This is a genomic window from Pseudomonas sp. GW821-FHT11D10 (genome assembly GCF_058808435.1).
Window position 1 is genome coordinate 282470 of the sequence record NZ_JBXARR010000005.1, and the last position, 23287, is coordinate 305756.

Sequence of the window (23287 nt, forward strand, 5' to 3'; positions counted from 1 at the left end):
TGCTATATTCCGCGCCCGCGATTTTGCACCTCAACACCGGTCATCGACATGCAAGCAGCCAAGCCGTTATTTGACTATCCAAAATACTGGGCCGAATGTTTCGGGCCGGCGCCATTCCTGCCGATGAGCAGGGAGGAGATGGATCAGCTTGGCTGGGATTCCTGCGACATCATCATTGTTACGGGAGATGCCTACGTCGATCACCCGTCGTTCGGCATGGCGATCATCGGCCGGCTGCTGGAGTCGCAAGGCTTCCGCGTCGGGATCATCGCGCAGCCTAACTGGCAGTCCAAAGACGACTTCATGAAGCTCGGCGAGCCGAACCTGTTCTTCGGCGTCGCGGCCGGCAATATGGACTCGATGATCAACCGCTACACCGCGGACAAGAAAATCCGCTCCGACGACGCCTACACCCCGGGCGGCATGGCCGGCAAACGTCCGGATCGCGCAAGCCTGGTCTACAGCCAGCGCTGCAAGGAAGCCTACAAGCACGTGCCGATCGTGCTCGGCGGCATCGAAGCCTCCCTGCGCCGCATCGCCCACTACGACTACTGGCAGGATCGCGTGCGCAACTCGATCCTGATCGACGCCAGCGCCGACATCCTGCTGTACGGCAACGCCGAGCGGGCGATTGTCGAAGTCGCCCAGCGTCTGTCCTACGGTCACAAGATCGAAGACATCACCGATGTGCGCGGCACCGCGTTCATCCGTCGTGACACGCCGGCGGGCTGGTACGAAGTCGACTCCACGCGCATCGACCGTCCGGGCAAGATCGACAAGATCATCAACCCGTACGTCAACACCCAGGACACTCAGGCTTGCGCGATCGAGCAGGAGAAGGGTCCGGTTGAAGATCCGGAAGAAGCCAAGGTCGTACAGATCCTGGCCAGCCCGAAAATGACCCGCGACAAGACCGTGATCCGCCTGCCGTCGATGGAAAAGGTGCGTAACGACCCGGTCCTGTACGCCCACGCCAACCGCGTGCTGCACCTGGAAACCAACCCGGGCAACGCCCGTGCGCTGGTGCAGAAGCATGGCGAGATCGACGTCTGGTTCAACCCGCCGCCGATTCCGATGACCACTGAAGAAATGGACTACGTGTTCGGCATGCCTTACGCACGTGTTCCGCACCCTGCGTACGGCAAGGAAAAGATCCCGGCCTACGACATGATCCGCTTCTCGGTGAACATCATGCGTGGCTGCTTCGGCGGCTGCACCTTCTGCTCGATCACCGAGCACGAAGGCCGGATCATCCAGAACCGTTCCGAAGAGTCGATCATTCGCGAAATCGAAGAGATCCGCGACAAGGTGCCGGGTTTCACCGGCGTCATTTCCGACCTCGGCGGCCCGACCGCGAACATGTACCGCATCGCCTGCAAGAGCCCGGAAATCGAATCCGCGTGCCGCAAGCCGTCCTGCGTGTTCCCGGGCATCTGCCCGAACCTGAACACCGACCACTCGTCGCTGATTCAGCTGTACCGCAGCGCCCGTGCGTTGCCGGGTGTGAAGAAGATCCTGATCGCCTCCGGCCTGCGGTACGACCTCGCGGTCGAGTCGCCGGAGTACGTCAAAGAGCTGGTGACCCACCACGTCGGCGGTTACCTGAAGATCGCCCCGGAACACACCGAGGAAGGTCCGCTCAACCAGATGATGAAACCGGGGATCGGCACCTACGATCGCTTCAAGCGCATGTTCGAGAAGTACACCAAGGAAGCCGGGAAAGAGCAGTACCTGATTCCGTACTTCATCGCCGCGCACCCGGGCACCACCGACGAAGACATGATGAACCTGGCCCTGTGGCTCAAAGGCAACGGTTTCCGTGCCGACCAGGTGCAGGCGTTCTACCCGTCGCCGATGGCCACTGCCACCGCGATGTACCACTCGGGCAAGAACCCGCTGCGCAAGGTCACTTACAAGAGCGACGGCGTGACCATCGTCAAGAGCGAGGAGCAGCGCCGTCTGCACAAGGCGTTCCTGCGTTATCACGACCCGAAGGGCTGGCCGATGCTGCGTGAAGCGCTGACCCGCATGGGCCGCGCCGACCTGATCGGGCCGGGCAAGAACCAGTTGATCCCGCTGCATCAGCCGGCCACCGACAGCTACCAGAGTGCCCGTCGCAAGAACTCGACGCCGGCCGGCAGCCACAAGGTCGCGAAAGAGAAGACCACCAAGATCCTCACCCAGCACACCGGTCTGCCTCCACGAGCCAGTGATGGTGGCAATCCATGGGACAAGCGTGAACAGGCCAAGGCCGCGGCATTCGCCCGCAACCAGCAGGCCGCCAAGGAGCGCAAGGACGCCGCGAAAGGCAAAGGGCCGAAACCGGCACGCAAGCCGGTCGTACCGCGCTAAAACGCACTTGAGCCAAAACAGAACGCCAACCTTCGGGTTGGCGTTTTGCGTTGTGCCTCGCAACATTTGCGTGCAACTGTGGCAAACCATTTCACCGCATCGCCCGATTTTGGTGCTGTACTGCCCTAAGCATTCCGGGAAAGCGCCCAAGCCTCTGCATGGCATAAGTCTTGCGCGCTTTCGAATACGCTTGGGCTCGCAGGAGGCACGCCGTGTCGATTCATGTCGCATTGCATCACGTCACGCATTACCGCTACGACCGCGCTGTCGAACTCGGCCCGCAGATCGTGCGTCTGCGCCCGGCTGCCCACAGCCGCACGCGGATTCTGTCTTATTCACTGAAAGTCTCGCCCGAGCAGCATTTCATCAACTGGCAGCAGGATCCTCAGGGCAACTACCTCGCACGGCTGGTGTTCCCCGAGAAAACCGCCGAGCTGCGGATCGAGGTCGACCTGCTGGCAGAGATGGCGGTGTTCAACCCGTTCGACTTTTTCCTCGAACCCTACGCCGAGAAAATCCCCTTCGCCTACGCCGCCGATGAGCGCAAGGAGCTGGCGCCGTACCTCGAAACCCTGCCGCTGACGCCGAAATTCAAGGCCTATCTGGACGCCATCGACCGCACGCCGTTGCCGGCCGTGGACTTCCTGGTGGCGCTCAACCAGCGTCTGAGCGAAGACATCAATTACCTGATTCGCATGGAGCCGGGAGTGCAGACCCCGGAGCACACCCTCGAACACGCCTCCGGCTCTTGCCGGGATTCGGCGTGGCTGCTGGTGCAACTGCTGCGCAATCTCGGGCTGGCGGCGCGTTTCGTCTCCGGTTATCTGATTCAACTGACCGCCGACGTGAAAAGCCTCGACGGCCCGTCCGGCACCGAAGTGGACTTCACCGACCTGCACGCGTGGTGCGAGGTGTATCTGCCCGGCGCCGGCTGGATCGGCCTCGATGCGACGTCGGGGCTGTTCGCCGGGGAAGGGCATATCCCGTTGGCCTGCAGTCCCGATCCATCGTCGGCGGCGCCGATCAGTGGCTTGGTAGAGCCTTGCGAATGCGAGTTCAGTCACGAAATGTCCGTGGAGCGAATCTGGGAAGCACCTCGGGTCACCAAGCCCTACACCGATGAACAATGGCTGGCGATCCAGGCGCTGGGCCGGCAGATCGATGCCGACCTGCTGGAAGGCGACGTGCGCCTGACCATGGGCGGCGAACCGACTTTCGTGTCCATCGACGACCCCGACGGTGCCGAATGGAACACCGCCGCGCTGGGCCCGGACAAGCGCCGGCTCTCCGCCGAACTTTTCCAGCGCATGCGCAAACATTACGCGCCCAAGGGGCTGGTGCATTTCGGTCAGGGCAAGTGGTATCCGGGCGAGCAACTGCCGCGCTGGTCGCTGAATTGCTACTGGCGCCGCGACGGCGTGCCGATCTGGCACAACACCGCATTGATTGCCGATGAACAGCAGGATTACGGCGCCACGGGTGAACTGGCCGGGCGCTTTCTGGCGAGTGTCGCCGAACGCCTGAAACTGCCGACACGCTTCGTATTCCCGGCCTACGAAGACCATTTCTATTACCTCTGGCGCGAGGGCGCCTTGCCGAGCAACGTCAGCGCCGAAGACTCGCGCCTGGAGGAACCGCTGGAACGTGCGCGACTGCGCAAGGTGTTCAGTCAGGGGCTGGACAAGGTCATCGGCCAGGTGCTGCCGCTGGCGCGCACCGCCAAGGGCGATCAATGGCAGAGCGGGCGCTGGTATCTGCGCGATGAACATTGCCGGTTGGTGCCGGGAGATTCGCCGCTCGGCTATCGCCTGCCATTGGGCTCGCAGCCCTGGGTGAAGGCCGCGGAGTATCCGTTCATTCATCCAAACGATCCGAATCAGGACTTCCCCGAGCTGCCCGAAACATCGCAGTTCAACGAACACGGTGAGCCCGCTCCGGCGGACGATCGTGTGCCGAAGATCGACGAGTCCGCCGACTGGCTGACCCGCACCGCGTTCTGCGCCGAGGCCCGGGAAGGCCGGTTGTACCTGTTCATGCCGCCGCTGGAGCGGGTCGAGGATTATCTGGAGCTGGTGGCCGCCATCGAAGCCACCGCCGAGGAGCTGCATTGCCCGGTATTGCTGGAGGGCTACGAGCCGCCGAGCGATCCGCGCCTGAGCAATTTCCGCATCACCCCGGATCCCGGCGTCATAGAGGTCAACGTGCAGCCTTCCGCGACGTGGGACGAGTTGGTCGAGCGCACCGAATTTCTGTACGAAGAAGCGCGCCAGACCCGACTGTCCACTGAGAAATTCATGGTCGACGGACGACACACCGGCACCGGTGGCGGCAACCATTTCGTCCTCGGCGGCGCGACACCGGGCGATTCACCGTTTCTGCGCCGTCCGGATCTGCTGCGCAGCCTGATCAGCTACTGGCACAACCATCCTTCGCTGTCCTACCTGTTTTCCGGCCTGTTCATCGGCCCGACCTCTCAGGCACCGCGAGTCGATGAAGCGCGCAACGATGCGTTGTATGAGCTGGAAATCGCTTTCGCGCAGATGCCGGCGCCTGGAGAGGAATGCCCGCCGTGGCTGGTGGATCGGCTGTTGCGCAATCTGCTGATCGACGTCACCGGCAACACCCATCGCGCGGAGTTCTGCATCGACAAGCTGTATTCACCGGACGGCGCCACCGGGCGCCTCGGTCTGCTGGAGTTGCGTGCGTTCGAGATGCCGCCCCATGCGCGCATGAGCCTGGCTCAGCAGCTGTTGTTGCGGGCGCTGGTGGCGCGGTTCTGGCGCGAGCCTTATGCGCCGCCGAAACTGGTGCGCTGGGGCACGGAGCTGCACGACCGCTTCCTGCTTCCGCATTTCATCGAGCAGGACTTTGCCGACGTCATCGTCGAACTCAACAACGCCGGCTATCCCCTGCGCGCCGAATGGTTCGCGGCGCATCTCGAGTTTCGTTTCCCCAAGGTCGGCGACTACGCCGTCAACGGTATCGAGCTGGAATTGCGTCAGGCCCTTGAACCCTGGCATGTGCTGGGCGAGGAGGGCGCGGCGGGCGGTACGGTGCGCTACGTCGACTCATCGCTGGAGCGCTTGCAGGTCAAGCTTACGGGGCTGCCGCCGCAGCGTTATCTGCTGACCTGCAATGGCATCCCGGTGCCGTTGCAACCGAGCGGGCGGGTGGGCGAGTTTGTCGCCGGCGTGCGTTTCCGCGCGTGGCAACCGGCCAACTGCCTGCAACCGACGATCCCGGTGCATGCACCGTTGGTGTTCGACTTGCTTGATACCTGGATGCAACGCTCGCTGGGCGGCTGCCAGTACCACGTCGCGCACCCGGGCGGGCGCAATTACGAAACGCTGCCGGTCAACGCCAACGAAGCGGAGAGCCGGCGCATGGCGCGTTTCTTCCGCATCGGACATGCGCCGGGGAAACTTCCGATACCCAATGTCGAAACGAACGACGAACTACCGATGACACTCGATTTACGACGTTTCTGAATCAGGCACGACGCCCGGATTTTTCGTATATCCGGGCGTCATGTGCCTGCGTTAGTCTGACCGTTCCTTGCCGGCTGCCGAGCTTTCCATGCCTGACCTGCTTGACCGCTACCCGCTGACAGCGGGCACCTATCACGAACTGCTCGACGACAGCGGGGCGGTGCGCCCGCACTGGCGGCGACTGGTCGACCAATTGCAGCGCAGCACCCCGGCGCAACTGGTGCAGCGTCAGGCGTTGCTGACCCGGCAGATTCAGGAAAACGGTGTCACCTACAACGTCTATGCCGACCCCAAGGGCGCGGATCGTCCGTGGGAGCTGGATCTGCTGCCCCATGTGATCGCCGCCGATGAGTGGCAACAACTGTCGGCCGGAATCGCCCAGCGTGCACGTTTGCTCAATGCGGTGCTGGCGGATCTGTACGGCCCGCAGCAGTTGATCCGCGAAGGCTTGTTGCCGGCGGAGCTGGTGTTCGGCCACAACAATTTTCTCTGGCCCTGTCAGGGCATTGCACCACCGGACGGGGCCTTTCTGCATCTGTATGCCGTGGATCTGGCGCGCACGCCGGACGGGCGCTGGTGGGTGACGGCGGATCGTACCCAGGCGCCATCGGGCGCCGGTTATGCGCTGGAAAACCGCACCATCGTGTCCCGCGCCTTCCCCGAGTTGTACCGGGATCTGAAAGTCCAGCATCTGGCCGGTTTCTTCCGCACCTTGCAGGAAACCCTGGCCCGTCAGGCTCCCTGCAACGATGACGCGCCGCTGGTGGTGTTGCTGACCCCGGGGCGTTTCAACGAAAGCTATTTCGAGCATCTCTATCTCGCCCGTCAGCTCGGTTATCCGCTGGTGGAGGGTGGCGACCTGACGGTGCGTGATGCCACGGTCTACCTGAAAACCCTCAGCGGCCTGCGCCGGGTGCACGCGATCATGCGTCGGCTCGACGATGATTTCTGTGATCCGCTGGAATTGCGCACGGATTCGGCGCTCGGCGTTCCGGGATTGCTGGAGGCGGTGCGTCAGGGCCGGGTGCTGGTGGCCAATGCACTGGGCAGTGGCGTGCTGGAGTCGCCGGGGCTGCTGGGTTTCCTGCCGAAGATCAATCAGTACCTGTTCGGCGAAGAGCTGATCCTGCCGTCCATCGCCACGTGGTGGTGCGGCGAAGCGCCGGTGTTGGCCCAGGCCCTGGAGAAACTGCCGGAGCTGTTGATCAAACCGGCGTTCCCGTCGCAAAGCTTTACGCCGGTGTTTGGCCGGGATCTGAGCGAAAAACAGCGTGAAAGTCTCGCCGCGCGCATGCAGGCCCGCCCTTATGCCTATGTCGCGCAAGAACTCGCCCAGTTGTCCCAGGCGCCGATCTGGCAGCCCGAGGACGGGCAACTGCAACCCCGGGCGATCGGCATGCGCATGTACGCGGTGGCCAGTCACGACGGTTATCGGGTGCTGCCCGGTGGCCTGACCCGGGTCGCGGCCGAAGCCGATGCCGAAGTGGTGTCGATGCAGCGCGGTGGCGCGAGCAAGGACACCTGGGTGCTGGGGGATCGGCCGCCGAGCGGTGAACAGTGGAAAGCCCAGCGCAACATCGGCGTGCCTGATCTGGTGCGCCGCGATCCGTACCTGCCGTCGCGGGTGGTGGAGAATCTGTTCTGGTTCGGCCGTTACTGCGAGCGTTGCGACGACAGCGCGCGGCTGCTGCGGATCATGCTCGCGCGTTACGTCGACGGTGATGACCCGCAAGCCCTGCAGGCTGCCGTGGATCTTGGCGAGCGGCTGATGCTGCTACCGGACGAAGGTGAACTGCCGGAGCGCTTGCTCGCGGCACTGCTCGGCGAGGACTGGTCGTTCAGCCTGCGCTCCAACCTGCAACGCTTGCAGTGGGCGGCATCGCAAGTGCGCGGCAAGCTGTCCCGGGAAAACTGGCAGGCGCTGGTGGAACTGCAACGCGAGGCTTCGGAGCTGGACACCGACGAGCCGGATTTCGGCGAGCTGCTGGATTTTCTCAACCGGCTGGTGATGTCGCTGGCGGCGCTGTCCGGGTTTGCCCTCGACGACATGACCCGTGACGAAGGCTGGCGCTTCCTGATGATCGGCCGGCGGATCGAGCGCCTGCAATTTCTCAGCAGCAGCCTCGCGGGGTTCCTGCGTGGCGCTGGCGCGTTCGATCAGGCCGGACTTGAGTGGTTGCTGGAGCTGGGCAACAGCAGCATCACCTATCGCTCCCGTTATCTGGCGGTGGCGCAGTTGATTCCGGTGCTCGACCTGTTGCTGCTGGATGAGCAGAACCCCCATGCGGTGCTGTTCCAGTTGAAGCTGGTGACTCGCACCCTGAAGCGGCTGAATGATGACTTCGGTGTGCCGAGGGAGGCAGGATTGCCGCCGCTGGTCGAACGTCTGGCGCGCTTCGACCTGAGCTGTCTGGAGAATCCGCTGTTCGGCGAATCCAGCGTACGCGCGGCCCTCGACGGTCTGGCGGATCTGTTGCAGGAAATCGCCGACGCCAGCAGTCAGGTTTCGGATCGTCTGGCCCTGCGCCATTTCGCCCATGTCGATGATGTCAGCCAGCGCACGGTGTCCGTCTGATGAGTGCCCATTACCAGATCCTTCACGACACCTGCTATCGCTACGACAGCCCGGTGTCCCTGGCCCAGCAACTGGCGCATCTGTGGCCGCGCGAATGCGAGTGGCAGCGCTGCACCGAGCAGCAACTGCTGATCACTCCGGAGCCGACCACCCGCCGTGACGAGCAGGATGTGTTCGGCAATCCGCTGACTCGCCTGGCCTTCGAACGGCCCCACGATGAATTGCAGGTCAACGCACGGCTGACGGTCGAAGTGCTGGCGCGACCTGTGGTGGATTTCCATCAGTCGCCGGCCTGGGAACTGACCCGTAACGCGCTGACCTACAGCAGCCAGCCGCTGTCCGCCTCGTTGCTGGAAGCTTGTCGCTATCGATTCCAGTCGCCCTACGTGCACCTGAAGCGCAGTTTCGTCGAGTTCTCGGAGAGCTGTTTCCCGGCTGGCAGGCCGTTGATGCTGGGCGTGCAGGCCCTGATGCAGAAGATCTTCAGCGAATTCACCTTTGACGCCGAAGCGACGCAAGTCGCGACGCCGCTGGTGGAAGTGCTGGAGCGTCGGCGCGGGGTCTGTCAGGACTTCGCGCACCTGATGCTCGCCTGCGTGCGATCACGCGGGTTGGCGGCGCGTTACGTCAGTGGCTACCTGCTGACCCAACCGCCACCGGGGCAGCCACGGTTGATCGGCGCCGACGCTTCCCATGCCTGGGTCTCGGTGTTTTGCCCGGTGCTGGGCTGGGTGGATTTTGATCCAACAAACAATGTGCAGCCGGCACTGGAGCACATCACCCTGGCCTGGGGCCGGGATTTTTCCGATGTCTCGCCGTTGCGCGGGGTGATTCTGGGGGGAGGGAGCCATGATCCGGAGGTGCGGGTCACGGTGATGCCGCTGGAGTAAGTGCGATCCATCGTGGGAGCCAGTCAGCTCCCACAATGGAGGGTGTTCAATTTCGCGATTCAGCTCAGGCGTCGGGTGCCTGGTCTTTCGGTGCCTCAACATCATCATCGGTCGCCACTTCACCGTCAGGGTTCAGTGCCGCTTCTTCAGCCATCTGTTTCTTGCGCTGAAGCTTTTCCTCTTTCTTCTGTTCCTTGGCCAGGTCACGTTGACGTTTGGCGAAGGAGTAATTGGGTTTGGCCATGGGCGATCCTCTGGGGTCGAAGGTGAGGTTGAGCGGCGCGTATTCTGCCCTGTATCGGTGCCCGGCGGTTAACCGGGTTTCTGGTCGACCCATTTTGGCGTGACGGTGGGCTTCCAGTGGTCGAGGGCTTCGAGCAGCGTTTGTGGCGATTCACTCACTTGCAGCATGTCACGGTGCGGCGCGCGAACGAAGCCTTCGCCGACGATGTGATCGAGAAATGCAGTGAGTTTGCTGTAGAAACCGTTCACTTCCAGCAGGCCCAGCGGCTTGCCGTGGTAGCCGAGTTGGCCCCAGGTCCAGACTTCGAACAGCTCCTCCAGGGTGCCAAGGCCACCGGGCAGGGCGATGAACGCATCGCTGAGTTCAGCCATCCGCGCCTTGCGCGCGTGCATGCCGTCGACCACTTCCAGGCGCGTCAGGCTTTTGTGGCCGATTTCCTTGTCCATCAGGCTCTGCGGGATGATGCCGATCACTTCGCCACCGGCCGCCAGCGCGGCGTCCGCGACAATCCCCATCAGGCCGACGGCGCCACCGCCGTAGACCAGCGTCAGCTTACGCTCGGCGAGAGCTGTGCCGAGGGCGATGGCGGCTTCGGTGTACGCCGGGGTGGTGCCAGCGTTGGCACCGCAAAATACACAAACGGATGTGAGAGACATGCCTTCCTCCTGGGTCAATCGGTCACAGGGTAATGGCTGGCACGCCTTGATCCAAGGGCTAGACTTCGCGTTTCGGGGTTTCATAGGTGCCGCTGGCACCACAGGCGTAGGCGGCGAGCAGACTGCACAACAGGCTGTTGAAGGACATGACGGATGCTCCAGATGGACGTTGAGCCCTGAAGATACGGCCCGGCCAATCGTCTGGCTGTTAGATTGTTTCGATGAGTGTCATAGCCTGAAAGTTGTATACAATTTTTGACTCAAGTCATAGGAACTTGCGAAGATTTCAGGCAGTCTTCCAACCATTCGTGTTTTTGTTAACCCTGCCTTGGAGATTCACCATGTTTTCCAAAGTTGTTGCGGTATCCCTGCTGGCGCTGGCCAGCAGCCAATTGATGGCTGCCGAGTGCAAAACCACCGTTGATTCCACTGATCAGATGTCCTTCAACACCAAGGCCATCGAAATCGACAAGAGCTGCAAGACCTTCACCGTCGAGCTGACCCACTCCGGCAGCCTGCCGAAGAACGTCATGGGCCATAACCTGGTGATCAGCAAAGAAGCCGACATGCAGCCGATCGCCACCGACGGCCTGGCCGCCGGCATCGACAAGAACTACCTGAAGGACGGTGACGAGCGCGTTATCGCTCACACCAAGATCATCGGCGCCAAGGAAACCGACTCGGTGACCTTCGACGTGTCCAAGCTCAAGGCTGACGAGAAGTACGGCTTCTTCTGCTCGTTCCCGGGCCACATCTCGATGATGAAAGGCACCGTGACCCTGAAGTAAGCAACACAAGGTCAAAAAAAAGCGTCCCGAAGGACGCTTTTTTTATGCCCCGGATTCAAGGCGCAAACGGCATGACCCGCTTGTGATGAGTCTTTTTGTAGGTGTTGACGATGATGTCGAACGCTTCCTGACGCACCGGCTCGCCGTGCAGGAACGCGTCGATCTCGGCGTAGGTCACGCCGTGGGACGCCTCGTCCGGCTTGCCCGGCGACAGGTCTTCCAGATCCGCCGTCGGCACTTTTTCCACCAGCGATTCCGGTGCGCCGAAGCTGCGGGCGATGGCGCGAACCTGGTTTTTCACCAGACCGCTGAGCGGGGCCAGGTCGCAGGCGCCGTCACCGAACTTGGTGAAGAAACCCATCACCGCTTCCGCCGCGTGGTCGGTGCCGATCACCAGGCCATGGGCCGCGCCGGCGATCGTGTACTGGGCGACCATGCGCATCCGCGCCTTGGTGTTGCCGAGCACGAAATCCACCGATACCGCGTGCTTGCCTTCGAAAGCTGCGACTTCGCTGGCCAGGGATTTCACCGCCGGGCCAATGTTGACGGTATGGCGCTCGTCCGGGGCGATGAAGTCCACCGAAGCCTGGGCGTCGTGTTCATCGAACTGCACGTCGTACGGCAGGCGCACGGCGATGAACTTGTAGGCCTCGTCACCGGTGCGCTCGCGCAGTTCACGCATGGCGCGCTGGGCCAGCAGCCCTGCGGTCAGCGAATCGACCCCGCCGCTGATGCCCAGCACCAGGGTCTTGAGCCCGGAACTGGTCAGGCAATCCTGGATGAAGGTGATGCGTCGGGCGACTTCCGCTTCGAGGGCCTGGTAATCGGCGAACGGCGGCTGAACGTTGAGCTGTTCAGCAATCTCACGCTGTACGGCTTGCATGAATTCACTCCTTGCTAGAAAGGCTGGAAACGGCAGGAACCTGGAAAACGTGTCGCAAATAGGCGACGAAATTCGGGTCTTTGCAGTGAGTCTTGCCTGGCTCGTCGGAGATCTTCGCCACCGGTTGGCCGTTGCAGGCGGTCATTTTAAGCACGATGCTCATCGGTTCGACACCCGGAATGTCACAGGTCAGGTTGGTGCCGATGCCGAAGCTGACATTGATCCGGCCGCGCAGCGCCCGGAAGATCTCCAGCGACTTGGGCAGCGTCAGACTGTCGGAGAACACCAGGGTCTTGCTCATCGGGTCGATGCCGAGCTTGTGATAGTGGGCGATGCATTTTTCGCCCCACTGCACCGGATCCCCGGAGTCATGACGCAAACCGTCGAACAGCTTGGCGAAGAACAGATCGAAGTCGCCGAGGAACGCGTCGGTGGTGATGCAGTCGGTCAGGGCGATCCCCAGCAGGCCGCGATATTCGCGGACCCAGCAATCGAGGGCGGCGATCTGGCTGTCGATCAGCCGTGGGCCGAGTTGCTGGTGGGCCATGATCCACTCATGAGCCATGGTGCCCAGCGGTTTCATGTCCAGTTCGCGGGACAAGTGCACGTTGCTGGTGCCGACGAAACGCCCAGGGAAATCGTGCTTGAGCACGTTCACCACTTCTTCCTGCACACGGTAGGAAAACCGCCGGCGTGTGCCGAAATCGGCGACCTGCAACTGCGACAGCTCCTCGGCCGAGGCGTTGGCGGTCAGCCAGTCGAATTTTCGGTAAAGCTGTTCGCGGGCCTGTTCCAGCACTGTTTCACGGTAGCGATAGCGGTTGCGCACTTCGCTGACGATCGCCAGCAGCGGCACTTCAAACAGGATCACATGCAGCCACGGCCCGCGCAGGCGGATGAACAGCTCGCCGTTCTCGATGCCGGTGTGCAGGTAGCGCAGGTTGAAACGGAACAGACCGAGGAAGCGCAGGAAATCCGGCTTGAGGAACGAGATGCGCTCGAGAAAACTCAACTGATCGGCGCTCAGACTCAACTCGGCCAGACGCTCGACCTGGAAGCGGATCTCCGCCAGGTACGGGCGTAGATCTTCACTGTTACGGCAACGGAACTCCCATTCGACTTCGACGTTGGGGTAGTTGTGCAGCACCGCCTGCATCATCGTCAGTTTGTAGAAGTCGGTGTCGAGCAGGTTCTGCACGATGCGATCGGCAAACACACTCTCGCTCATAACGGGGTCTCCAGACGGGCCGCGCTTTGGCGCGGTATCAATCAATGGCGCTAGTGGCGCATATCCGGGGTGGGGATTGCCAGCGATTTTTATCCCGGCGCAGCGCCTCAGACCGCATCGGGACTGTCGATCTGCTCCAGCATCCATTTCACGAAATCCCGCACTTTGGGCACTTCTGCCGCGTGTTCCGGGTAGGCCAGGTAATAGGCATCGGTGCTGGGCATTGCATGCTGCCAGGGAATGACCAGTTTGCCGTCGGCCAATTCCTCTTCCACCAGAAACCTCGGCAGCAGGGCGACGCCGCAGCCGACCTGCGCGGCGCGGATGCACATATAAAAGGTTTCGAAACGCGGGCCGTGGTAGCTGTGTTCGGTCTGGTAGCCCTGGCTGTCGAACCAGTCGTGCCACGCTTGCGGGCGCGAAGCATTCTGCAGCAGGACCAGATCGGTGAGCTGCGTTGGATCAGTCAACGGAGTATCCGGCAGGCTGCTCGGCGCGCAGACCGGCACCAGCTCTTCGCCGAACAGCTTCAGGCATTCGGTGCCGGGACGTGAGCCCTGGCCGAAATAGAACGCCAGGTCGCTGCGCCCTTGCAGCAGGTCATCGGCCTCCTGCTCGTTGCACAGGTCCAGATGAATCGACGGATGACGCAAACGCCAGCCCTTTAGGCGCGGCACCAGCCAGCGGGCGCCGAAGGTCGAGGGCGTGGAGACGCGCAGGACTTCGGTTTCGCCGCCGTAGGAACGCAGGTAATGGGTCGACATCTCGACCTGGGTCAGGATTTTTCTGACTTCCACCAGATACAGATCGCCAGCCGGGGTCATCTGCAAACGGCGGCGTACCCGACGAAACAACAAGTGCTGCAGCAATTCTTCGAGCTGCGCCACCTGCTTGCTGACAGCGCTCTGGGTCAGGTTCAGTTCCTCGGCGGCCCGGGTGAAACTCAGGTGCCGGGTCACGGCCTCGAAGCACTGCAACGCGGTGATCGACGGCAAGTGGCGTTTGTTCAGCATGGGCGATCCTTTTCTTGTCTTTCTGCGCAGCATGAATAAACGGAATGATATCTCGCGTAAAGGTCGTTTGTTGCACAGCCTTCCTGACGCTACAACTAAAGGTCTGCCCGGTCGTGAAATCGCGCCCGCACACATTCAGTTTTTTGCTTGAGGAGTGACCCATGGTTGCCGCATTGCTTGATCGTCTAGGTGTGAACCCGGCCCTGTACCAGAACGGCAAAGTGCCGGTGCATTCGCCCATCGACGGCAGCCGCATCGGCGCCGTGAACTGGGAAGGCCCCGCCGAAGTCGAGCAACACATCAGTCGCGCAGATCATGCGTTCGAACAATGGCGCAAGGTGCCGGCCCCGCGTCGCGGCGAGCTGGTGCGTCAGTTCGGCGAAGTCCTGCGCGAGTACAAGAATGATCTTGGCGAACTGGTTTCCTGGGAGGCCGGCAAGATTACTCAGGAAGGCCTGGGTGAAGTGCAGGAGATGATCGACATCTGCGATTTCGCCGTCGGCCTGTCCCGCCAGTTGTACGGCTTGACCATCGCCTCCGAGCGTCCGGGCCACCACATGCGTGAAACCTGGCACCCGCTGGGCGTGGTCGGCGTGATCAGTGCGTTCAACTTCCCGGTCGCGGTGTGGGCGTGGAACACCACGCTGGCGCTGGTCTGCGGCAACCCGGTGGTGTGGAAACCGTCGGAGAAAACCCCGCTGACCGCGCTGGCCTGTCAGGCGCTGTTCGAGCGTGTACTGAAGAATTTCAGCGATGCTCCGGCGCACCTGAGCCAGGTGATCATCGGTGGCCGTGATGCCGGCGAAGCGCTGGTGGATGACCCGCGTGTCGCGCTGATCAGCGCCACGGGCAGCACCCGCATGGGCCGCGAAGTGGCGCCGAAAGTCGCCGCACGCTTTGCCCGCAGCATTCTCGAACTGGGCGGCAACAACGCGATGATCCTCGGCCCGAGTGCCGATCTGGACATGGCCGTGCGCGCCATTCTGTTCAGCGCCGTCGGCACCGCCGGCCAGCGTTGCACCACGTTGCGTCGCCTGATCGCCCATGAGTCGGTGAAGGAAGAAATCGTCACCCGTCTCAAAGCCGCGTACTCCAAGGTCCGCATCGGTCACCCGCTGGAAGGCAATCTGATCGGCCCGCTGATCGACAAGCACAGCTTCGAAAACATGCAGGACGCGCTGGAGCAGGCGTTGAGCGAGGGCGGCCGGGTGTTCGGCGGCAAGCGCCAACTGGAAGACCAGTTCCCGAATGCCTACTACGTGGCGCCGGCCATCGTTGAAATGCCGGAGCAGAGTGATGTGGTGTGCAGCGAGACCTTCGCGCCGATCCTGTACGTGGTCGGTTACAGCGATTTCGAAGAGGCACTGCGCCTGAACAACGCAGTACCGCAAGGCCTGTCGTCGTGCATCTTCACCACCGATGTGCGCGAGGCCGAGAAATTCATGTCGGCGGTCGGCAGCGACTGCGGCATCGCCAACGTCAACATCGGCCCGAGCGGCGCGGAAATCGGCGGCGCGTTTGGCGGTGAAAAAGAAACCGGTGGTGGTCGTGAGTCGGGGTCGGATGCATGGCGCGCTTACATGCGCCGGCAGACCAATACCGTGAACTACTCGCTGGAGTTGCCGCTGGCGCAGGGCATTACCTTCGACTGACAGTTTTCTCAAAGCTATTGATCGTTCCCACGCTCTGCGTGGGAACGATCTTTTAGGTGTGTTTGGCAGGTTTCTGTTGGAGTCTGGCAATGCCGTTACGCGAAGAATGTCTGTGGGAAAAACTCACGCCGCAACGACCGGATAACTCGGCGCTCAGGGGCGAGGTCAAAGTCGATGTCTGCGTGATCGGCGCCGGGTTTACCGGGCTGTCGGCGGCGCTGCATCTGTTGGAAAAGGGCAAGAGCGTCTGCGTGCTCGAAGCCCATCGCGCCGGGCATGGTGGCTCCGGGCGCAACGTCGGGCTGGTCAACGCCGGGATGTGGATTCCGCCGGACGAGATCGAGGCCGGCTTCGGCGAGGCGGTCGGCAGTCAGCTCAACCGCATGCTCGGTGCGGCGCCGGCGCTGGTGTTCAGCCTTGTGGATAAATACAACATCGATTGCCAGTTGCGCCGCGAAGGCACCCTGCACATGGCGCACAACGCCAAGGGTGAGGCGGATCTGCGCAGTCGCGAAGAACAGTGGAAACGCCGGGGTGCGCCGGTCGAACTGTTGACCGGCAAAGCCTGTGAACAGGCGACCGGTACACAGAAGATCGCCGCCGCATTGCTCGACCGGCGCGCCGGTACGCTCAATCCGATGGCTTATGTCACCGGGCTGGCCAACGCTGTCATCAGCCTGGGCGGGCAGATGTTCGATCACTCTCCGGTCGCGCGTCTTGAGCGTCAGGGGCAGAAATGGTCGGTGCAGACCGAGCAGGGTTCGGTGCTCGCCGAACAGGTAGTGATCGCTTCCAACGCCTACACCGAAGGCGACTGGACCGAACTCAAGCGCAACTTCTTCCCCGGTTACTACTATCAGGTCGCTTCGGTGCCGCTCACCGAAGACGCCGCCCGTGAAATCCTCCCGGGCGGGCAGGGCTCGTGGGATACCCGCCAGGTGCTTAGCAGTATTCGCCGTGACAAGGATGGGCGTCTGTTGCTGGGCAGTCTCGGCAACGGCAATCAGAAACCGACCTGGTTTCTCAAGGCCTGGGCCGACCGGGTGCAGCAGCATTACTTCCCCAACCTCAAGCCCGTCGAGTGGGAATGCACCTGGACCGGGCGCATTGCTTTTACTCCCGATCATTTGATGCGCCTGTTCGAGCCGGCGCCGGGACTGGTGGCCGTCACCGGTTACAACGGTCGTGGCGTGACCACCGGCACCGTGGTCGGCAAGGCCTTCGCCGATTACCTGTGTAACGGAAATCCTCAGGCGTTGCCGATTCCCTTCGCACCGATGCAGCCCCTGGCGGGTGTGGGCTTGCGCAGTTGTCTGTACGAGGCCGGGTTCTCGCTGTATCACGCGGGCCAGTGCCTGCGGATCGTCATTTGAGTGTTGAAAATTGTTGCGTAACGCGGCGCTTTTGCGCGTAGCGACTAGCCTGTAATGGTGCGGGTTGTAGCAGTCCCGCACCAGCAGTGTGCAGTTCGGTGACGCGGGCTGTTACAGGCTGGTTGCACGTCGTTTGGCGCCGCGGTTGCAATGATGGCGCGTGCGGGTTGCGCCTGAAAAAATAATTGGTTTCACCTTCCGCGGTTTAGACGGTTGCACGCCCAATGAAAATGGGAACGAAACAGTCGAAATAACAAGAAAGCAGCGACTTTTTGAAGAATAAAAAACCGATGGCACGGCCCTTGCTCTGAGCATTCAAGTGAAGTCGCAGTGCCAACTAAAAAAAACCTTGGAGCACCACCTCATGTCCCAGACGTTTTACAAGAAAGGCTTTCTGGCCCTCGCAGTGGCTACTGCGCTGGGTGTTTCTGCGTTTGCACAAGCTGATGTGAAAATCGGTGTGGCGGGTCCGATGACGGGCGCCAACGCGGCATTTGGCGAACAGTACATGAAAGGGGCACAAGCGGCGGCCGACGCGGTCAACGCGGCGGGCGGCGTCAACGGGGAGAAAATCGTCCTGGTCAAGGGCGATGACGCTTGCGAACCGAAACAGGCGGTGACGGTCGCCAAGGACCTCACCAACCAGAAAGTCGCCGGTGTGGTCGGCCACTTCTGCTCGTCCTCCACCATCCCTGCGTCCGAGATCTACGACGAAGCCGGCATCATCGCGATCACCCCGGGTTCCACCAACCCGCAAGTGACCGAGCGCGGCCTGAGCGCCATGTTCCGTATGTGCGGCCGTGACGACCAGCAAGGCATCGTTGCCGGCGACTACATCGTCGACGTGCTCAAGGGCAAGAAAGTGGCCGTGCTGCACGACAAGGACACCTACGGTCAGGGCCTGGCCGATGCGACCAAGGCTCAACTGGAAAAACGCGGCGTGAAGCCGGTGCTGTACGAAGGCCTGACCCGTGGCGAGAAAGACTTCAGCGCCGTGGTCACCAAGATCCGTGCGGCCGGTGCCGACGTGGTCTACTTCGGCGGCCTGCACCCGGAAGCCGGTCCACTGGTCAAGCAATTGCGTACCGAAGGCCTGAAAGACGTGAAGTTCATGTCTGACGACGGCATCGTGACCGACGAACTGGTGACCACCGCTGGCGGCCCACAGTACGTCGACGGCGTACTGATGACCTTCGGCGCCGACCCGCGCATGCTGCCGGACAGCAAAACCGTGGTGGACGCGTTCCGCAAGGCCGGCACCGAGCCTGAAGGCTACACCCTGTACGCCTACGCTTCGGTTCAGGCACTGGCTGCCGGTTTCAATGGCGCCAAGTCCAACAAGGGCGAAGACGCTGCCAAATGGCTGAAAGCCAACCCTGTGAAAACCGTGATGGGCGAGAAGACCTGGGACGCCAAGGGCGACCTGAAAGTCTCCGACTACGTGGTTTACCAGTGGGACAAGGACGGCAAATATCACCAGCTGGAAAAACAGAAGTAAGGGCTGACGCGATCGGCTGACCTCTGCAGAACACCTGCGGGGGCCAGCCCGGTCGTGGCTGACATTGCTCCGACGTAAATCTGTATTTTTCCTAGAAGAACCGCGCGCCCCCGGGTGTGCAGGTTCTCACTGCGTGAGATTGCGTTATGGATGGTATTTTCCTGCAGCAACTGGTCAACGGCCTGACCCTCGGGTCGGTCTATGGCCTGATCGCCATCGGCTACACAATGGTCTACGGCATCATCGGCATGATCAACTTCGCCCACGGCGAGGTTTACATGATTTCCGCTTACCTCGCGGCAATCAGTCTGGCTCTGCTGGCTTACTTCGGTATCGAATCCTTCCCGCTGCTGATGCTCGGCACACTGGTCTTCACCATCGTCGTCACAGGGGTGTATGGCTGGGTCATCGAACGCATCGCCTACAAACCACTGCGCAACTCCACCCGACTGGCACCGCTGATCAGCGCCATCGGTATCTCCCTGATCCTGCAAAACTATGCCCAGATCAGCCAGGGCGCCCGTCAACAGGGTGTTCCGACACTGCTCACCGGTGCCTGGCGCATCGACGTCGGTTCGGGCTTCGTCCAGCTGACCTACACCAAGATCTTCATTCTCGTCGCGGCGTTCGTCGGGATGGGCCTGCTGACCTACGTGATCAAGTACACCAAGCTCGGCCGCATGTGCCGCGCCACCCAGCAAGACCGCAAGATGGCCTCGATCCTGGGGATCAACACCGACCGGGTGATTTCCTATGTGTTCATCATCGGTGCAGCGATGGCGGCCCTGGCCGGCGTGCTGATCACCATGAACTACGGCACGTTCGACTTCTACGCAGGCTTCGTCATCGGCATCAAGGCATTCACCGCCGCAGTGCTTGGCGGGATCGGCTCGCTGCCTGGCGCCATGCTCGGCGGGATCATCCTCGGGATCTCCGAGTCGCTGTTCTCGGGCCTGGTCAACTCCGACTACAAAGACGTGTTCAGCTTCTCGCTGCTCGTACTTGTTCTGGTCTTCCGGCCTCAGGGCCTGCTGGGCCGTCCTCTTGTGTCGAAGGTGTAAGCGATGTCTTCAACCACTACAAAATCCATCGATGTCAAAAAAAGCCTGGTTGAGGCGATTCTCGCCGGTCTGATCGCCCTGATCGTGTTCGGGCCGATTGTCGGCGTGGTCCTCGACGGCTACAGCTTCAACCTCGAACCGACCCGCGTGGCGTGGATCATCGCCATCGTCATGGCTGGCCGCTTTGCCCTCAGCCTGTTCCTGCAAACCCCCAAGGGCCTGCGCATCCTCGAAGGATTCGAGAGCACCGGTTCCGGCGTGCATGTGCTGCCCGCCGATCACAAATCCCGCCTGCGCTGGATCATCCCGCTGCTGATCGTGCTGGCCGTGGCCGTGCCGTTCGTGTCCAACTCCTACCTGCTGGGTGTGGTCATCCTCGGTTTGATCTACGTGCTGCTGGGTCTGGGGCTGAACATCGTGGTCGGTCTGGCCGGCCTGCTCGACCTCGGTTACGTGGCGTTCTACGCCATCGGCGCCTACGGTCTGGCGCTCGGTTATCAGTACCTCGGCCTGGGCTTCTGGACCGTGCTGCCGCTGGCGGCGATCACCGCCGGGCTGGCCGGCTGCATCCTCGGTTTCCCGGTGCTGCGCCTGCACGGCGACTACCTGGCGATCGTGACCCTGGGCTTCGGTGAAATCATTCGTCTGGTGCTCAACAACTGGCTGTCCCTGACCGGTGGCCCGAACGGCATGCCGGCGCCACTGCCGACCTTCTTCGGTCTGGAATTCGGCAAGCGGGCGAAGGATGGCGGGGTACCGTTTCACGAGTTCTTCGGCATCGCCTACAACCCGGACGTGAAGTACTACTTCATCTATGCGGTGCTGTTCCTGGTGGTGCTGGCGGTGCTGTACATCAAGCATCGTCTGGTGAAGATGCCGGTCGGCCGCGCCTGGGAAGCCCTGCGTGAAGACGAAATCGCCTGCCGCTCGATGGGCCTCAACCACGTGCTGGTCAAACTCTCGGCGTTCACCATCGGTGCATCCACCGCCGGTCTGGCGGGTGTGTTCTTCGCCACTTACCAAGGCTTCGTCAATCCGACCTCGTTCACCTTCTTCGAATCGGCATTGATCCTCGCCATCGTGGTGCTCGGCGGCATGGGCTCGACCATCGGTGTGGTGATCGCAGCGTTCGTGCTGACGGTTGCCCCGGAACTGCTGCGCGGTTTCGCCGAATACCGCGTGTTGCTGTTCGGGATCCTGATGGTGTTGATGATGATCTGGCGACCTCGCGGGCTGATCCGCATCAGCCGCACCGGGGTCACTCCACGCAAAGGTGCCATTCACTATGAGAGGACTGCGCCATGAGTGAAGTCGTACTCTCTGTTGAAAAACTGATGATGCACTTCGGTGGCATCAAAGCCTTGAGCGATGTCAGCCTGAAGGTCAAACGCAACTCGATCTTCGCTCTGATCGGCCCCAACGGCGCCGGCAAGACCACGGTGTTCAACTGCCTGACCGGGTTCTATAAAGCCTCCGGCGGCAAGATCGAACTCAACGTGCGCGGCCAGCAGACCAACGTCATCCAGCTGCTGGGCGAGTCGTTCAAACCGACCGACTTCGTCTCGCCGAAAAACTTTGCCAGCCGTCTGTATTACAAGATGTTCGGCGGCACCCATCTGGTGAACCGCGCGGGCCTCGCCCGGACGTTCCAGAACATTCGCCTGTTCAAGGAAATGTCGGTGCTGGAAAACCTGCTGGTGGCCCAGCACATGTGGGTCAACCGCAACATGCTGGCCGGCATCCTCAACACCAAGGGCTATCGCAAGGCCGAAAGCGACGCGCTGGACTGCGCGTTCTACTGGCTGGAAGTGGTGGATCTGGTGGACTGCGCCAACCGTCTGGCCGGTGAGCTTTCCTATGGCCAGCAACGCCGTCTGGAAATCGCCCGGGCCATGTGCACGCGGCCGCAGATCATCTGCCTCGACGAACCGGCCGCCGGCCTCAACCCTCAGGAAACCGAAGCGCTGAGCGCGATGATCCGGCTGCTGCGCGACGAGCACGATCTGACCGTGGTGCTGATCGAACACGACATGGGCATGGTAATGAGCATTTCCGATCACATCGTGGTGCTGGACCACGGCATCGTCATCGCCGAGGGCGGGCCGGATGCCATTCGTAACGATCCGAAAGTGATCGCTGCCTACCTGGGCGCCGACGAAGAGGAAGTCGTATGACGCAACCCATCCTCGAACTCAAGGATCTGGACGTGTTCTACGGCCCGATCCAGGCCCTCAAAGGCGTTTCGCTGCAGATCAACGAAGGGGAAACCGTCAGCCTGATCGGCTCCAACGGTGCCGGCAAATCCACCCTGCTGATGTCGATCTTCGGCCAGCCACGGGCGGCGGGCGGGCAGATCCTTTATCAGGGCGTGGACATTACCCACAAGTCATCGCACTACATCGCCTCCAACGGCATCGCGCAATCGCCGGAAGGGCGGCGGGTGTTCCCCGACATGACCGTCGAGGAAAACCTGCTGATGGGCACCATTCCGATCGGCGACAAGTACGCCAAGGAAGACATGCAGCGCATGTTCGAGCTGTTCCCGCGGCTCGAAGAGCGCCGCACTCAGCGTGCCATGACCATGTCTGGCGGCGAGCAACAGATGCTCGCCATCGCCCGGGCGCTGATGAGCCGACCCAAGCTGTTGCTGCTGGACGAGCCGAGCCTGGGCCTGGCGCCGATCGTGGTGAAACAGATCTTCGCCACCCTGCGGGAACTGGCGAAAACCGGGATGACCATTTTCCTCGTCGAGCAGAACGCCAACCATGCGTTGAAACTGTCCGACCGGGCGTACGTGATGGTCAACGGCGAGATCCGCCTGACGGGCACCGGCAAGGAGCTGCTGGTGAACGAGGAGGTGCGTAACGCTTACCTCGGCGGTCACTGATCGTTTGGAGTTGTCCACAAGCCCCGATGCGTGAGTGTCGGGGCTTTTTTGCGCCTGCTTGTTCGCTGAAAACCAGGACTTTCGGGAAATTGTGGAAAACAAAATCGCCAACCTGCCAAAGCGCGACATAAAGCCGCTGCAAATGGCTGTTTTTCCACAGTTTTGACTTGTCCCCGTTTGCTGTGGAGCTGGCTGTGAATAACGTGGGTGTAGCTGGCTGAAAGCCTTTGAATCCGTGGCTTGCAGCGCTGTGGTTGTTTTTTGAACAGTGTGTTTTTGCTGAGGGGCAGGCCTGTTTGTCAACCTTTTTATGGGGACGCAAAACAGCGCGAATGGCTGTGGTCAATCCTGTGGATAAGTCTGTGATTAAACTCTGGAAAGACTCGGCTAAGGGCCGTAATTGCTGGCCTCGCGCAATCATGGCCATGACCGGCCGGTCGTGCAAAATGCCCTGCCCGGCACAACTGGTTGTTCAGGGTCAAGCGAAAAACTTTGCAAATCGCCCGCAAAGCCTTGTGTAGCGCGGCTTTGCGCTTTTCCACTTGCCCCCGGAAACTGTGGAAGGGCTTGTGGATAACGTGCGTGCACATGGCTACAGGCCACGGCGCATATGGCGTAGCGGCCATTGATCAATTAATGAGCAGGATTCGGTGGTTGCCGGTTAAAGCGGGGCCGGGCATGCTGCCCGCTGATTTTCTA

Annotated in this window: 17 protein-coding genes; 12 read left to right on the forward strand and 5 right to left on the reverse strand. The window is 61.6% G+C overall.

What is annotated here, in order from left to right; all coding sequences use genetic code 11:
- The first annotated feature begins 48 nt into the window (after window positions 1-48).
- From AC1RT4_RS17730 to AC1RT4_RS17745, 4 genes are all read left to right on the forward strand, one after another.
- On the forward strand, window positions 49-2352 hold the full coding sequence (locus AC1RT4_RS17730) for a YgiQ family radical SAM protein (RefSeq protein ID WP_493086630.1): 2304 nt from the start codon (window positions 49-51) through the stop codon (window positions 2350-2352).
- Between the two features lie 212 nt (window positions 2353-2564).
- Window positions 2565-5840 (forward strand): transglutaminase family protein, encoded by a 3276-nt coding sequence (locus AC1RT4_RS17735; protein ID WP_493086632.1) that lies wholly within the window; start codon window positions 2565-2567, stop codon window positions 5838-5840.
- A gap of 88 nt (window positions 5841-5928) precedes the next feature.
- Window positions 5929-8415: a circularly permuted type 2 ATP-grasp protein gene (locus tag AC1RT4_RS17740; RefSeq protein WP_493086634.1), complete on the forward strand. Its 2487-nt coding sequence runs from the start codon at window positions 5929-5931 to the stop codon at window positions 8413-8415.
- Window positions 8415-9305 (forward strand): transglutaminase family protein, encoded by an 891-nt coding sequence (locus AC1RT4_RS17745; RefSeq protein WP_493086636.1) that lies wholly within the window; start codon window positions 8415-8417, stop codon window positions 9303-9305. Before AC1RT4_RS17740 ends, AC1RT4_RS17745 begins: the two co-directional genes overlap by 1 nt.
- Window positions 9306-9369: 64 nt before the next feature.
- Here the strand turns inward: AC1RT4_RS17745 and AC1RT4_RS17750 are convergent, their stop codons facing one another.
- Both AC1RT4_RS17750 and AC1RT4_RS17755 read right to left on the reverse strand, forming a co-directional pair.
- Entirely contained in the window at window positions 9370-9549 is a 180-nt protein-coding gene (locus tag AC1RT4_RS17750; protein ID WP_007950694.1) for a hypothetical protein, read from the reverse strand.
- 68 nt (window positions 9550-9617) lie between these two features.
- Window positions 9618-10205, reverse strand: coding sequence for a cytokinin riboside 5'-monophosphate phosphoribohydrolase (locus tag AC1RT4_RS17755; protein ID WP_273901521.1), 588 nt, complete (start codon window positions 10203-10205; stop codon window positions 9618-9620).
- Between the two features lie 341 nt (window positions 10206-10546).
- On the opposite strand from AC1RT4_RS17755, the gene azu reads away from it, so the two are divergent.
- Window positions 10547-10993, forward strand: coding sequence for an azurin (azu, locus tag AC1RT4_RS17760; protein ID WP_064593127.1), 447 nt, complete (start codon window positions 10547-10549; stop codon window positions 10991-10993).
- A 55-nt stretch (window positions 10994-11048) separates the two neighbouring features.
- Here the strand turns inward: azu and nadE are convergent, their stop codons facing one another.
- From nadE to AC1RT4_RS17775, 3 genes are all read right to left on the reverse strand, one after another.
- Entirely contained in the window at window positions 11049-11876 is an 828-nt protein-coding gene (gene nadE, locus AC1RT4_RS17765) for an NAD(+) synthase (RefSeq protein ID WP_007950678.1), read from the reverse strand.
- Between the two features lie 4 nt (window positions 11877-11880).
- A complete protein-coding gene (pncB, locus tag AC1RT4_RS17770) occupies window positions 11881-13104 on the reverse strand; it encodes a nicotinate phosphoribosyltransferase (protein ID WP_085685119.1) in 1224 nt (407 codons plus the stop codon).
- Window positions 13105-13211: 107 nt separating this feature from the next.
- Window positions 13212-14117 carry a LysR family transcriptional regulator gene (locus AC1RT4_RS17775; RefSeq protein ID WP_007950669.1) on the reverse strand — a complete coding sequence of 302 codons (906 nt, stop codon included), beginning with the start codon at window positions 14115-14117 and terminating at the stop codon, window positions 13212-13214.
- 161 nt (window positions 14118-14278) lie between these two features.
- On the opposite strand from AC1RT4_RS17775, the gene amaB reads away from it, so the two are divergent.
- From amaB to AC1RT4_RS17810, 7 genes are all read left to right on the forward strand, one after another.
- On the forward strand, window positions 14279-15769 hold the full coding sequence (amaB, locus tag AC1RT4_RS17780; protein WP_127796763.1) for an L-piperidine-6-carboxylate dehydrogenase: 1491 nt from the start codon (window positions 14279-14281) through the stop codon (window positions 15767-15769).
- 89 nt (window positions 15770-15858) lie between these two features.
- The gene (amaA, locus tag AC1RT4_RS17785; protein ID WP_493086640.1) at window positions 15859-17142 is read left to right on the forward strand and encodes an L-pipecolate oxidase; all 1284 of its coding nucleotides are present in this window, start codon (window positions 15859-15861) and stop codon (window positions 17140-17142) included.
- Between the two features lie 364 nt (window positions 17143-17506).
- On the forward strand, window positions 17507-18640 hold the full coding sequence (locus AC1RT4_RS17790) for an ABC transporter substrate-binding protein (RefSeq protein ID WP_007950664.1): 1134 nt from the start codon (window positions 17507-17509) through the stop codon (window positions 18638-18640).
- Between the two features lie 146 nt (window positions 18641-18786).
- Entirely contained in the window at window positions 18787-19701 is a 915-nt protein-coding gene (locus tag AC1RT4_RS17795; RefSeq protein ID WP_007950661.1) for an ABC transporter permease subunit, read from the forward strand.
- Window positions 19702-19704: 3 nt separating this feature from the next.
- Entirely contained in the window at window positions 19705-21006 is a 1302-nt protein-coding gene (livM, locus tag AC1RT4_RS17800; RefSeq protein WP_007950660.1) for a high-affinity branched-chain amino acid ABC transporter permease LivM, read from the forward strand.
- Entirely contained in the window at window positions 21003-21875 is an 873-nt protein-coding gene (locus tag AC1RT4_RS17805) for an ATP-binding cassette domain-containing protein (protein WP_007950657.1), read from the forward strand. Before livM ends, AC1RT4_RS17805 begins: the two co-directional genes overlap by 4 nt.
- Window positions 21872-22588: an ABC transporter ATP-binding protein gene (locus tag AC1RT4_RS17810; protein ID WP_007950655.1), complete on the forward strand. Its 717-nt coding sequence runs from the start codon at window positions 21872-21874 to the stop codon at window positions 22586-22588. Before AC1RT4_RS17805 ends, AC1RT4_RS17810 begins: the two co-directional genes overlap by 4 nt.
- Window positions 22589-23287: the final 699 nt, after the last annotated feature.

Excerpts from the sequence above, each read along its gene's own strand:
- AC1RT4_RS17745 (WP_493086636.1), top strand. The coding sequence starts at position 8,415 with ATGAGTGCCCATTACCAGATCCTTCACGACACCTGCTATCGCTACGAC.
- AC1RT4_RS17810 (WP_007950655.1), top strand. The coding sequence starts at position 21,872 with ATGACGCAACCCATCCTCGAACTCAAGGATCTGGACGTGTTCTACGGC.
- livM (WP_007950660.1), top strand. The coding sequence starts at position 19,705 with ATGTCTTCAACCACTACAAAATCCATCGATGTCAAAAAAAGCCTGGTT.
- AC1RT4_RS17790 (WP_007950664.1), top strand. The coding sequence starts at position 17,507 with ATGTCCCAGACGTTTTACAAGAAAGGCTTTCTGGCCCTCGCAGTGGCT.
- nadE (WP_007950678.1), bottom strand. The coding sequence starts at position 11,876 with ATGCAAGCCGTACAGCGTGAGATTGCTGAACAGCTCAACGTTCAGCCG.
- pncB (WP_085685119.1), bottom strand. The coding sequence starts at position 13,104 with ATGAGCGAGAGTGTGTTTGCCGATCGCATCGTGCAGAACCTGCTCGAC.
- AC1RT4_RS17775 (WP_007950669.1), bottom strand. The coding sequence starts at position 14,117 with ATGCTGAACAAACGCCACTTGCCGTCGATCACCGCGTTGCAGTGCTTC.
- AC1RT4_RS17755 (WP_273901521.1), bottom strand. The coding sequence starts at position 10,205 with ATGTCTCTCACATCCGTTTGTGTATTTTGCGGTGCCAACGCTGGCACC.
- amaB (WP_127796763.1), top strand. The coding sequence starts at position 14,279 with ATGGTTGCCGCATTGCTTGATCGTCTAGGTGTGAACCCGGCCCTGTAC.
- AC1RT4_RS17740 (WP_493086634.1), top strand. The coding sequence starts at position 5,929 with ATGCCTGACCTGCTTGACCGCTACCCGCTGACAGCGGGCACCTATCAC.
- AC1RT4_RS17750 (WP_007950694.1), bottom strand. The coding sequence starts at position 9,549 with ATGGCCAAACCCAATTACTCCTTCGCCAAACGTCAACGTGACCTGGCC.
- amaA (WP_493086640.1), top strand. The coding sequence starts at position 15,859 with ATGCCGTTACGCGAAGAATGTCTGTGGGAAAAACTCACGCCGCAACGA.
- azu (WP_064593127.1), top strand. The coding sequence starts at position 10,547 with ATGTTTTCCAAAGTTGTTGCGGTATCCCTGCTGGCGCTGGCCAGCAGC.
- AC1RT4_RS17795 (WP_007950661.1), top strand. The coding sequence starts at position 18,787 with ATGGATGGTATTTTCCTGCAGCAACTGGTCAACGGCCTGACCCTCGGG.
- AC1RT4_RS17805 (WP_007950657.1), top strand. The coding sequence starts at position 21,003 with ATGAGTGAAGTCGTACTCTCTGTTGAAAAACTGATGATGCACTTCGGT.
- AC1RT4_RS17730 (WP_493086630.1), top strand. The coding sequence starts at position 49 with ATGCAAGCAGCCAAGCCGTTATTTGACTATCCAAAATACTGGGCCGAA.